Below are 12,093 nucleotides of genomic sequence, written 5' to 3' on the forward strand. Positions count from 1 at the left end.
CATGTGGCGGCACTATCTTGCATGCATCAGGTCAAAATATCTTCGATAACGTCACCATGCACATCGGTTAGGCGGAACCGGCGTCCCTGCTGTTTAAAGGTTAGTTTTTCATGGTCAATGCCCATCAGATATAGGATCGTTGCCTGTATGTCGTGGATATGTACCGGATTTTCCAGGATGTTGTATCCGAAGTCATCGGTTTTGCCGTATTCAAATCCCGCCTTCACGCCGGCACCTGCCATCCACATAGTAAAGCACCGCGGGTGGTGATCCCGTCCGTACGTTTCATTAGTCAGCTTACCCTGGCAGTAGGAGGTGCGTCCGAACTCTCCGCCCCATACGACCAGGGTTTCCTCCAGAAGCCCCCGTTGCTTCAGGTCTTTGATCAACGCCGCCGAAGCCTGGTCAATGTCCTTACACTGCAGTGGCAACTGGTCGGGGATACCGTTGTGCTGATCCCAGCCCATATGATAAAGCTGGATAAACTTCACATCTCGTTCAGCCATCCGGCGGGCAAGCAGGCAGTTGGCGGCATAGGTTCCCGGCTTGCGGGCATCCTCTCCATACATATCAAATACCCAGTCCGGCTCGTCAGAGACATCCATCGTTTCCGGGACCGAAGTTTGCATCCGGTAGGCCATTTCGTACTGACTGATACGCGAAGTAATTTCCGGGTCTCCAAAACGGTTCAAATGAAGCTGGTTCAAATCTTTTAGCTTGCTAAGCATATTACGGCGACTCATTTTATTAACGCCTGGCGGGTCATTCAGATTCAATACCGGATCTTTGCCGGAGCGGAACTGTACCCCCTGGTGAAGAGACGGAAGAAAACCGTTGCCCCATAAGCGGGAGTAGAGCGGTTGGTCGAACGGGCGCCCGGATCCCCGGGAAATAAGCACACTAAAAGCGGGCAGGTTTTCATTGTCAGAGCCGAGACCATAGCTGATCCAGGAACCCATACTGGGACGACCCGCTTGCTGGGAACCGGTTTGGATAAAGGTGATGGCCGGATCATGATTAATCGCATCAGTGTAGACTGACTTTATAAAACAAAGCTCATCGACTACTTCGGCGGTATGGGGCATCAACTCACTGACATAAATACCACTGTTGCCATGCCGCTGAAAGTCGTAATGTGAACCTGCCAGGGGCAGACCGTCCTGGTTGGCGGTCATGCCCGTAAGTCGCTGATCACCACGGACCGAAGGCGGCAGATCTTTCCCCTGCATCTCCCGAAGCATGGGCTTGTAATCAAACATATCCTGCTGAGAGGGTCCCCCGCTTTGGAACAGGTAAATGATACGTTTAGCCTTGGGTATGACATGCGGAGAATCCAGCACCCCCTCCAGGGGATCAGTATCGCTGGAAAACAGCGACTTGGGATCTAACAGGAACGCCAATGCCGCCGCACCGATCCCGAGACTGGTTTTAGAAAGAAAATGCCGACGATTCATATTACAGTTCAGCTTGTCAATTTCTTTAGACATAATTCTTTACTCCTTGGTTATGGTTTCGTCAAGGTTCAGTATGGTGCTGGCCACAATAGTTTTCGCAGCAAGCTCGGTCGTATCCAGTCCGGAGCCGACCGGATACTCCCCCACTTCGACTAAGGTATCCCCCCGTTGAGGTTGCGCCCGAAAAGCTTCCAGCTCTTGTCGGTATAGCTCCGAAAGCAGCTCAATCTCTTTGGTTTCCGGTGAGCGGGAAGTAGCCGCTTTAAAGGCAAAAGAAATTTGGCTCTGCAGGCTGTCGCCTCCCTCTTTTATCATCCGTTCGGCCAGCAAGCGGGAAGCTTCTACAAATTGCGGATCGTTTAGCGTGAACAGAGCCTGAAGCGGTGTACTTGTTTGATTTCGTTTTACAGAAGTATGACTACGACTGGGGGTGTCGAACGTGGTCATGAACGGAGGTGGAGAAGTTCGCTTCCAGAAGGTATAGAGACTTCTCCTGTAAAGGGAATCCCCGTGATCCTGTATGTATTCGGTCAGGTGCCGGCCCGACGTTTTTTCTTTCCATAACCCTTCCGGCTGATAGGGTTTCACGCTGGGGCCCCCGACCTTCTCTACCAACAGTCCACTCGCCGCCAGGGCATTATCGCGAATCATCTCCGCTGTCATGCGATACCGCGGTCCCCGGGCCAAGAATTTGTTAGCGGGATCTTTTTGTAATTTTTCTTCGGTCATAACCGCTGACTGCCGGTATGTTCGGGACATAACGATCTGTTTTTGCATCGCTTTTACGTCCCATCCGCTCTCACGAAAAGTAACGGCCAGCCAGTCCAGCAGTTCCGGATGCGAGGGAAGGGACCCTTGATTTCCGAAATCTCCAGGCGTATCTACTATTCCTTTCCCAAAATAATTTTGCCAGTACCGGTTGACGATAACCCGGGATGTAAGCGGATTTTCAGGGCTTACGAGCCATCGGGCCAGCCCACGGCGATTTTTGGGCAAATCATCAGGAAAGTCCGTAATACTATTCGGTACGCCGGGTTTCACTTCCTCACCACGGTTGCTATATATCCCGCGTTTTAACAGATAGGTTTTGCGGGGCTTTATGCGTTCCCTCATCACCATTACTTCCGGCAGAGTATCGGTGAGCTGGCTCTTCCGGGTTCGCAAATCGTTAAGCTCCGAAAAATAGCTATTGAATTCTGCATCCTCTTGCAGCAAGTAGTGATCAAAAAGAAGCTGTTTTTGATACCGGCTCCGTAGTTCCGGTGACTGGGCCATTATACGAGCAAGCTCGTCGTTGTCCGCAAGCGCCAGTATCTCGGCACGGCTTAATCGGCGGCTGTATATTTTTATGTCATCAAGTTTTAACCCTTTATACTCAATTTTTTCAAATGATTTCCGCTCCCCAATCAAAAAATCCTGGGTTCGGTATTTTTCTACATTATCAGTGATATTTATATCCTTAAACAGTTCATCGTGCAGGGTCTGCGTTTTCCACTGTTTACCATCCACATAAATTCGTACTCCTTCAGCCTTGCTGGAGCCATCGTAGGTTATGGCTACATGACTCCACTGGTTTCGGGGCAGTTTTTCAAACGTTTTTACCTGTACGGCATTATAGGGCCACCCGTGAATGAGCCGAAATGAAATCCGGTTTTTATTCAGGGAAACGTCATACCCGCGATATCCGATATAAATGGCGCCCGTTTTAACCAAGACAGGTACTTCTTCGGCCGTGTCAGCCGGATTAATCCAAAAACCGAACGAAAAGGGGTCGGTACGTTCAACATTAGCGATATCGCCCATGTTGATGTAGTCCCCCTTATTAAACTCCAGGGCATCTCCCAGTTTACCACTCACTTTTTTAAGGTCTCCCTCGATGCTTCCGTTCAGCGTATCCTCAACGCTATTGTCGACGGACCTGTCCTGCACATTGTCAAAATGCATATGTGCCACCAGATCCTTGTTATCCGGGATGAAGGAGCCGGCAGATTGCTGGTTTTTCTGCCATAACGTAAACTCCTCTTGCTTTTCTTTCTCAAGAGCCCGGAGCTTTTGCTCCTGTTTACTTATCTCCGCATCAAGGTATTTGATCTGTTGTACGGCAGCGCTGTCGGGCAACAGCATGGTCGGCCCCGAGGCCCCGACATTGGGAATCTGTCCCGCTTCATTGACATTGTTAAAAAAGGCTGAAAACTCATAGTATTCTTTTTGAGAGAGCGGATCGTATTTGTGGTCGTGGCAGCGGGCGCACTCCATCGTCATCCCCAGAAAGGCTGAGGCGGTGGTATTGGTCCTGTCCACTACATATTCTACGCGATATTCCTCGCCGACAATACCCCCTTCCTGATTTTGCATATGAACCCGGTTAAAACCAGTAGCCAGTTTTTGCTCACGCGTAGCGTCTGGCAGCAGATCCCCGGCAATCTGCCAAATGGTAAATTGATCGAAGGGCATATTTTTATTAAAGGCTTCAATTACCCAGTCTCTCCACGGCCACATGTGATTGGGACCATCATCCTGGTAGCCGTGGGTGTCGGCATAGCGAGCTACATCCAGCCACTCGGCGGCCATCCGTTCCCCATATGCGTTGGAGGCCAAAAGACGATCCACGGCCTTCTCGTAGGCATTTTCTGAACGATCGGCAACAAATCGGTTTACCTCTTCGACGGTGGGAGGCAAGCCAGTCAGGTCAAAGGTGACCCGCCGGATCAATTTTTCTTTCGTGGCCTGGGGAGAGGGACTCATTCCTTGCTCTTCCATCCTGCTGAGCACAAAGTAATCAATCGGATTTTCCGGCCAGCTTCGATCCTGCACTTCCGGCAGCTCCGGCTTTTCCGGGGGAATGAAGGACCAGTGCCTTTTGTAATGGGCTCCTTGCTCAATCCACCTTGTAAGGATCGCGATTTCCCGTTCACTGAGATCCAGGTTCGACTCCGGGGGAGGCATCATGAAATCGGGGTCGTCCGAGGATATGCGTTTGTACATTTCACTTTGACGGGGGCTGCCGGGTTTTATGGCGTATCGATCCTTATTATCCCCCAGTGCCGCATAAGCGGTTTTTTCGGTATGTAGTTGCAGGTCAGCTTCTACCGCATTTTCATCAGGACCGTGACAGGCAAAGCATCGATCCGACAGAATGGGCTTTACGTCAAAATTGAAGTCTACTTTTTCGGGTATTTTATCTGTTTGCGGCAAATTTTTTTTATTGTCCGATTGGCAACCGATCAAGGTCACGGCAAGAAGCAATATAATGCCTGTAACAAGAAAGGAATAAATGTCAGAAACACTCCTCTTATTTTCCTTGTGACACTTCATTATTATGACCAGATTATCGGTGTATGTGTGAGGCCTTTCCCCTCCAAAAAATCCCCATTTTTTATAGGCCTGTGCAAAACCGTTCTCCCTCCGATTTCCAGGAACAGGGCCTGATGAAAAAATTGGATCAGAACTTCTAACGTACCGCTGCAAAAGATGCTGAAGAACAGAGCTTGTCCCGGCTATCATCGGGGTTCAACAGGATATGGCAAGGTTTTTCAAAATCTTCCAATATATTTTAAATATGTAAAATATATTTTGTTAAAAAAATTTTAATGCAAAAAAGAAGGGAGAAATATTGTCCGGGCTTTAAAGAAACCCAATACCGGGGTTAACCGAAATATTCATGTATGAATATGACATGATCTTTGCTCATGTTATGTTATTGAGTTTATTCAATGTGTGGTTTAGCTTACATCTGAGGAAAGAGCAAATTTCCTGGTGGATCATCCGGGGCGAGTTATTTCGAAGAGTACATACAGGAAAACGTTTGGCCAGTGTCGCCGGCGTAATCGGTTAATAAGCATTTGAGCGAAGTGACTACTCCCGGCCTTTTTCCTGCCAGTCGGTGTGGAAGAAAGTACCCCCGGGCCGGTCCAGTCGTTCATACTGGTGCGCCCCGAAATAATCGCGCTGCGCCTGGATGAGGTTAGCCGGCAGTCGTTTTGTTCGGAGACTGTCGTAATGAGAAAGTGCCGCTGCGGTTGCAGGCACCGGTATTCCTGTCTCTACGCCGAAACGAGCAGCTGATCGCCACCCCTCCTGAGCGGTATCCAGTATTTTCCTGAAAGCGGGCGCCAGCAGCAAGTGGGGCAGCCCCGGGTTCTCCCGATACGATGTGGCGATCGGCTGTAACAGTGCCGATCGTATGATACAACCGCCGCTCCAGGTATGGGCGACCTTCCCGAACGGTATGTTCCAGCCGAACTCCTCATTGGCGGCTTTCAAGAGCCAGAATCCCTCCGCAAAAGCCACCAGCTGTCCCCCTAACAGCGCCTGCCGCAGCCTGGTAGTGTCGATTGCTTCCCGTTTTTCATCAGTGGCAGAGCGGAAGGCTTCGGAGGCCTGCCGGCGTAAATCCTTAAAACTGGAGATGCTTCGTGCAAAAACCGATTCCGTGATCAGCGGCAGCGGGATGCCGAGTTCCAGGGCCGCAAGGGCGGTCCACCGCCCCGTCCCCTTCTGGCCCGCCCTGTCGAGGATGTGATCGAGAATAAGATTACCGTTTTCCTCTTCTGCATTAAAGATACGGGTGGTAATTTCAAGCAGGTAACTGTTTAATAATCCGCTGTCCCAGCTGTCGAAGGTATCGGCGATGGCCTGATTCTCCATATGTAACCCATCGCGCATCAGCTGGTAACATTCGGCGATAAGCTGCATGATTGCGTATTCAATGCCGTTGTGGACCATCTTTACAAAATGTCCCCCGCTTTCGGGACCCATCCACGCGCAGCAGGAACCTCCGTCCGGAGACAAAGCTGCGATGGACTCCAGGAACGGCTGTACTACCGGCCAGGCTTCCGCATCACCGCCCGGCATCAGTGAGGGACCGTGTCGTGCGCCTTCTTCCCCGCCGGATACGCCCATGCCTATGTAGCGGATATCTCGCTGTGAAAGCATTTCGAGGCGCCGGTTGGTATCGCTGTAGTGTGTATTGCCCCCGTCAATCAGGATATCCTTTTTATCGAGGAGGGGAATGAGCTGATCGATAACCGTATCTACCGGGCGGCCTGCCTTCACCATGAGCAGTATTTTGCGCGGTCTCTCCAGCGAGGCCACAAATGAATCCACCTCATCGAAGGTCCGGATAGGGGTTCCGGCGGCTTCATCGGATGCAAAAGCAGCTGCAAGGTCTTCTTCGCCCGGAAGGTTGGGGTTGTAGGCCGATACCCCGAAGTCGTGGTCATTAAAGTTAAGGGCCAGATTTCGTCCCATCACCCCCAGTCCGTAAATGCCGATATCAGCTTTTTTCATTAATCGGAATTGTTAAATAGCATGTTACGCGGTTAACTGACCTGATGGCATGCGTAACGGGAGTCAACTCCCGTCAGCGGTCCCTGCCAAACCAATAGCTGCAGGTGGCATGAACACGAAAGATCTATTCGGAAAACCAACCGCACAGCGAGTTGTTAATAAAAAACAGGAATATCAAAGTGTTACTCTTACTATTAGCTACCGAATCGACAGCAAAGATGCAAGGCTTTAAATGAGCTTGCAAGCGTATGTTAGCGGCCAATAGAGCGCAGGAAATATTCAGTTTGTACCCTGACCTAAAATGGTATCCTGTCAGAAAGAGGACAGGTGCCCGGTGCTACCTCGTGTTTTTGATGGTAAACAGGAAGCATTCTTTATAGTAAAACAGGGAGATTAACGGTCAGTCCTCTTTCTTCGGCTGAAGCCGCGCAAGTATATCCGATACGATCTCTTCCGGCGGCGGCTCAATGGAAACCGTGATAGCATCGGAAGGCTCTTCGAGGGTCTCAAACTGGGATTTCAACAATTTTTCAGGCATAAAATGGCCGGTCCTGTCGGCCATCCGTTCAGCGATTAGAGAAATGGGTCCTTTTAAATAAATAAATTGGGCGGCCTGTCTGGAAGTAAGAGTATCCCGATACTTTTTTTTGAGCGCCGAACAGGCCAGAACGGCTCCGCCCGAGGCATGCCAGCCGGCTATTTTCCGAGCCAGTGCCTCGAGCCAGGGACGACGGTCCCGGTCGCTAAGCGGTCGGCCCGATTCCATTTTTACAATATTTTCCTGCGGATGGAATTTATCGCCGTCATAAAAAGGGATCTCCAGCCGGCGCGCCAGTTTTTGTCCCACTACCGTTTTGCCGGCGCTCGAAACGCCCATAACAATGTAAACCATGGATCTGTCGGTTAGCTGTTTTTCAGGTGTTTCCAGTTGTTTTGGCCATCAAAGAGTTGACTGTTCACCACCTTCAAAATGCTGCACGAGTTGGTGATCCCCCCGCAGTATGAGGGCTCCTGGGCGATCGTGAGCCCCTCCAGCCGGGGCAGCAGATAATCGAAAACCGGGCTTTGATAGTCAATTACGGCCTTGATTTCTGTCTCGGAGTAGGGTTCGAAGGTACCCGGATAAAAGACATTGCCTTTGCCGTGGATGAAATAATCGAGGTCGATATCCAGGAAGACATTGTGATCGTCGCGCCCGGTCAAAAATTCTTCAAACCGTTCGTATTCCCTGAATTCAAAAATCCGATGGCTATTGTCCTCCCGGTCGGTAAAGGTGTCGCGCAGGGGACCTGCTGAGTTTTTCAGCAGAACTATATCCCCGATCAGGTTCAGCCAGGCTGCGCAGAGAATGTGTCCGTCGTTGGTCTGATCAAACTGTGCCCACACATAGTTGGCGGTATCCGACAGGTTTGACAGGTCGAGCTTCTCCAGACCCCTCTTCTGGTGGTCCCCCGGCGGCGCCAGATCCCGATGCCAGTCAATCGTAACCAGGGTGGGCGCCGGCTGGCGGAGCCATCCCCGTTGCTGCAGCGCCTGTTTCCATTTCATCCAGAAAACAAAGGCGAAGCGATGCTCCATCATAATGGCCTTCTCAATTACGCGATTATGTCCCCCGGGATGGGCCACAATTTCCCGGAACGTCCCCGGCGGATCGCATTTGAAAGGTTCTGTATTATCGTACATAGGTACTTACGCGAATGTCTAATGGTTTGAACGGGCGACAGCTCCCTGTCGGGTCTCCCTTAAATTAGGAGAAACAGGGAGAATCTCAACCAAAGAGTTTGCAGTATGCTGTTATCCCCCCGGAAAATGATTCGGGCTACAGTACAGATATAAGTCAATAACCATCCATCCCATAACTTTTTGGTTCATGTGAGCCCATTCCGCTTCCTGTTTCATGTGTCGTACCGGGAAGGGATACAGATGCCTCCCCGCTTAAACAGGCTGTATATTACCCGGTTCACGATGGACAACAGTGCCAGTGTCGGTTTCAACAGTTCACTTGAATTTAGATACGTCATTATTCCAGGCGGAGTTGCAGCTAAACACAAGCTGTCAAAAGATCAGGTACAGAAAATGTCGTACCAGGAGATTCAAAAGCTGTTCTGATCAGCGGCAAAAGCCGATTCAGTCTTCACGTGTTAAAACAGGCTCCGGGCAGGAGACGGGGCCTGTTCTGTTTTGAAAAGTATTACTAAAAGTTCACAAAGAAACTGTTTTGTCTTATCTTGCTGCAAACCAAAGTAAACTACGAGTACTGTGCTTGACTCCTACAAATTAGGTTCCATCAGTGTTGAAATAAGGGAAACCGACCATCCCAACAAACTAAAGGTGGTGTGCAACGACGGCAATTACCGCTCTGAATTTACCGTGCGAAAATACGAATATGAAAATTACAAGCGGCATATGAACCAGCGCATCAAGAATGCTTATGACGAACAGTACGAGGAAGAGTAAATTTTTGCTTTTCTTTCCTCCTTCCAAAATTAATTAAGGGAGGCATAAAGAGGGGTTCCTCTGTATTGATGGCCATTCCACTCGGAGCTGGAGCATGTTTCAGAAGGTGCCTGTCCGCCCCATCTCCATCAGTCGCTCTACCCGGTCTTCGGTATCTGGGTGCGTGGAAAAGAGGCTCATCAGACGCTTGCCGCTGAAGGGATTTACCGGAAACATGTGGGAGGTGGATCGCATAGCTGATTCGGAAACGTTCATCGGTATCTGTTTCGCCGCTTTTTGGATACGCTGCAGCGCCGAAGCCAGCTGTTGCGGGTTGCCGGAGATCCGGGCTCCCTCGCGGTCGGCCTCATATTCACGGGTACGGCTGATGGCCGCCTTCAGCAACATGGCGGCAAGGGGAGCGGTAATCAGCACGATAAGGGTTACCAGGGGATTTCCCCGGTCCCGGTCGCCCATCGGAATAAAGTAAGCGAACTGGGCCAGCATGCTCAGGGCGCTTACGACTGTAGCTACGACGGTGGAGGTAAGAATATCGCGATTTTTGATATGGGCCAGCTCATGGGCGGCCACCCCGCGCAGTTCCTCCTCATCCAGCGTTTCCAGGATGCCCCGGGTAAAAGCCACGGCTGAATGTTCGGGATTACGTCCCGTCGCAAAGGCATTGGGCTGCTGCTGCGGGATAATATACAGGGCAGGCATAGGAAGGTCTGCATTTCGGGCTAATTCTTCCATCATCCGGTATAGCCCGGGATGCGATTGCCGGTCCACGGGCTGTGCATTGTACATCTTAAGCACCATCTTGTCGGACTTCCAGTAGCTGAAGAAATTCATGGCCGTGGCCACTACAAAGGCTATAACCATACCCGAGGTACCGGCCACCAAGTGTCCCACAAACATGACCAAAACCGCAACCAGGGTCATCAGGAATACCGTGCGCAAACCATTACTGTTCATCATTGAATTCCATTAACTTGTTTTTAATTATATCACTACGAATTTTAATCATTTACCCCTACGTTTAGACTTGAGTAACAGGGTCGAACCCTTATTAAGTTATCGCAGGGTGTTACCTCAAGCGTATAGGTATACTTTAAATAAAAGTACTCTTACTGCCATAAACAGGCTTAACATTATTTTCATTCTTTGAATGTAAGAGAGAGAACAATTATAGTTTAAGTACCATTGCTGTCTCTCTTTCACTTCTACAAGCTTTTGCGATATTGTCCGTCCCGAGAGCTCGCGCTGCGGTCAGACGGATTAAGTCACTTGTCGGATGGCAAAGCCAGCCATTCGATCATTTTTTCAAAGCTTCTTTATAAAACGCAGCATGTTGAGGTTAAGTATTTGCTAAATGATATGAAAACACAGATTAAAGAACTCGAACGCCGGGCCCGGAAACTTGAGCTGGACGCCGGCGACCGAACGGAACTGATTGATAAAGCCAAAGCCTATAGTGAGCGTTTCCTGGAGGATCTTCCGGAAAAACCGGCCCATGTTGAGGCTGAAAACAGAGGCAGGGGCGTTTACAAACTGCTCTTTGGCGAGGACCCCAGGCCGTTCCCGCAGCTGCTTGAGCTGCTGGATTCCGAAGTGGACCGGCCGGGACTTAATCCCGCTTCGGGCAGACATGCCGGCTATATACCCGGCGGCGGGGTGTATCCCTCGGCTGTGGCCGATTTTCTGGCGGCCGTTACCAACCGGTATGCGGGGATGTTTTTTACCTCGCCCGGGGCGGTACGGATTGAAAACATGTGCATCCGGTGGATGTGCAACCTGGTCGGCTATCCCGGGGACGCGGCCGGAAACCTTACCTCCGGTGGATCCATTGCCAATCTGATCGGCATGGTTGCGGCGCGCGATGATTCCGGGATAAGGTCCCGGGATTTCGAACGGGCTGTTATCTACACCACGCACCAGGTGCATCACTGTGTTATCAAAGCGATTAAATTTGCGGGACTCCGGGAAGCCACTATTCGTGAAATTGAGATGGACGATCGCTACCGGATGAATGCCCGGTCGCTGCGAGAGCATATTGAAGCGGATAAGCGGGAGGGACGCATTCCACTGATGGTTTTTGCCTCGGCCGGCACCACGGACCTGGGAGCGGTGGATCCGCTCGATGATATTGCCGACATTGCCCGGAAGCATGCTCTCTGGTTTCATGTGGATGCAGCCTATGGCGGCTTTTTCCTGCTGACCGATCACGGCAGAGAAGTGATGCGGGGAATCAGCCGGTCGGACTCTGTGACGATTGATCCCCACAAAGGCCTGTTTCTGCCGTATGGCCTGGGAGCGGTGCTGGTCAAGGAAGGCGAGAAGCTCTACGCATCGCAACATATGTCTGCCAATTATTTGCAGGATACGCTTAAAGCCACGGAAGAGTATTCGCCTGCTGATCTATCCCCGGAACTTTCCAAACATTTTCGCGGCCTGCGGATGTGGCTTCCGCTCCAGCTTCTGGGGATTGCGCCGTTCCGGGCGGCCCTCGAAGAAAAGTTGCTGCTCACCCGGTACTGTTATAAAGAACTCCGAAAAATAGCGGGTATTGAGGTGGGACCGGAACCGGAGTTGTCGATCCTGTTTTTTCGATATATTCCAGACTCGGGGGACCCCAATGATTTTAATAAAAAGCTCGTGGATTATATCCACCGCGACGGACGAATATTCCTCTCTTCTACCCACATCGATGAAACAATTTATGTGCGCATGGCACTGCTTAATTTCCGCACTCACCTTGAAGAGGTCGAACTGATGCTGGATATCATCAGGGAAGCAATCTGTCATGTTAAGAAGGCTTCCTCATGAATATAAGCTTCGAGTGGGCTTTTTTATTGATTGCATCTTTTTCACCAAAAAAAGGTGCTGTTCCGGAATGGCGTAACATATTCCCCTG

At 50.6% G+C, this 12,093-nt stretch carries 9 protein-coding genes; 3 read left to right on the forward strand and 6 right to left on the reverse strand.

What is annotated here, in order from left to right; genetic code table 11:
* Positions 1-26: 26 nt before the first annotated feature.
* The 5 genes from BUB16_RS13970 to BUB16_RS13990 all read right to left on the reverse strand — a co-directional run bounded on the left by BUB16_RS13970 (position 27) and on the right by BUB16_RS13990 (position 8,426).
* Positions 27-1,487 (reverse strand): DUF1501 domain-containing protein, encoded by a 1,461-nt coding sequence (locus BUB16_RS13970; protein ID WP_073065606.1) that lies wholly within the window; start codon positions 1,485-1,487, stop codon positions 27-29.
* A gap of 6 nt (positions 1,488-1,493) precedes the next feature.
* Positions 1,494-4,649: a DUF1553 domain-containing protein gene (locus BUB16_RS13975; RefSeq protein WP_170864402.1), complete on the reverse strand. Its 3,156-nt coding sequence runs from the start codon at positions 4,647-4,649 to the stop codon at positions 1,494-1,496.
* 660 nt (positions 4,650-5,309) lie between these two features.
* Positions 5,310-6,743, reverse strand: coding sequence for a decarboxylating NADP(+)-dependent phosphogluconate dehydrogenase (gnd, locus tag BUB16_RS13980; protein ID WP_073065610.1), 1,434 nt, complete (start codon positions 6,741-6,743; stop codon positions 5,310-5,312).
* Positions 6,744-7,143: 400 nt separating this feature from the next.
* Entirely contained in the window at positions 7,144-7,635 is a 492-nt protein-coding gene (locus BUB16_RS13985; RefSeq protein ID WP_073065613.1) for a gluconokinase, read from the reverse strand.
* 11 nt (positions 7,636-7,646) lie between these two features.
* Entirely contained in the window at positions 7,647-8,426 is a 780-nt protein-coding gene (locus BUB16_RS13990; RefSeq protein ID WP_073065616.1) for a UPF0489 family protein, read from the reverse strand.
* Between the two features lie 189 nt (positions 8,427-8,615).
* On the opposite strand from BUB16_RS13990, the gene BUB16_RS21585 reads away from it, so the two are divergent.
* Positions 8,616-8,852 (forward strand): hypothetical protein, encoded by a 237-nt coding sequence (locus tag BUB16_RS21585; RefSeq protein WP_170864403.1) that lies wholly within the window; start codon positions 8,616-8,618, stop codon positions 8,850-8,852.
* Between the two features lie 150 nt (positions 8,853-9,002).
* Entirely contained in the window at positions 9,003-9,200 is a 198-nt protein-coding gene (locus BUB16_RS13995; protein WP_073065619.1) for a hypothetical protein, read from the forward strand.
* 99 nt (positions 9,201-9,299) lie between these two features.
* Here BUB16_RS13995 and htpX read toward each other — a convergent pair whose 3' ends face one another.
* On the reverse strand, positions 9,300-10,157 hold the full coding sequence (gene htpX, locus BUB16_RS14000; RefSeq protein WP_084088303.1) for a zinc metalloprotease HtpX: 858 nt from the start codon (positions 10,155-10,157) through the stop codon (positions 9,300-9,302).
* A gap of 399 nt (positions 10,158-10,556) precedes the next feature.
* On the opposite strand from htpX, the gene BUB16_RS14005 reads away from it, so the two are divergent.
* Positions 10,557-12,005, forward strand: coding sequence for a pyridoxal phosphate-dependent decarboxylase family protein (locus BUB16_RS14005; protein ID WP_073065776.1), 1,449 nt, complete (start codon positions 10,557-10,559; stop codon positions 12,003-12,005).
* Positions 12,006-12,093 lie beyond the last annotated feature (88 nt).

Origin of the sequence: Fodinibius roseus (assembly GCF_900129315.1) — a bacterium.
GTDB classification, from domain to species: Bacteria; Bacteroidota; Rhodothermia; order Balneolales; family Balneolaceae; genus Fodinibius; species Fodinibius roseus.

What these genes read in the sequence shown, in the direction of transcription:
- BUB16_RS14005 (WP_073065776.1), top strand. Translation starts at nt 10,557, where the DNA reads ATGAAAACACAGATTAAAGAACTCGAACGCCGGGCCCGGAAACTTGAG.
- BUB16_RS13970 (WP_073065606.1), bottom strand. Translation starts at nt 1,487, where the DNA reads ATGTCTAAAGAAATTGACAAGCTGAACTGTAATATGAATCGTCGGCAT.
- gnd (WP_073065610.1), bottom strand. Translation starts at nt 6,743, where the DNA reads ATGAAAAAAGCTGATATCGGCATTTACGGACTGGGGGTGATGGGACGA.
- htpX (WP_084088303.1), bottom strand. Translation starts at nt 10,157, where the DNA reads ATGATGAACAGTAATGGTTTGCGCACGGTATTCCTGATGACCCTGGTT.
- BUB16_RS13990 (WP_073065616.1), bottom strand. Translation starts at nt 8,426, where the DNA reads ATGTACGATAATACAGAACCTTTCAAATGCGATCCGCCGGGGACGTTC.
- BUB16_RS13985 (WP_073065613.1), bottom strand. Translation starts at nt 7,635, where the DNA reads ATGGTTTACATTGTTATGGGCGTTTCGAGCGCCGGCAAAACGGTAGTG.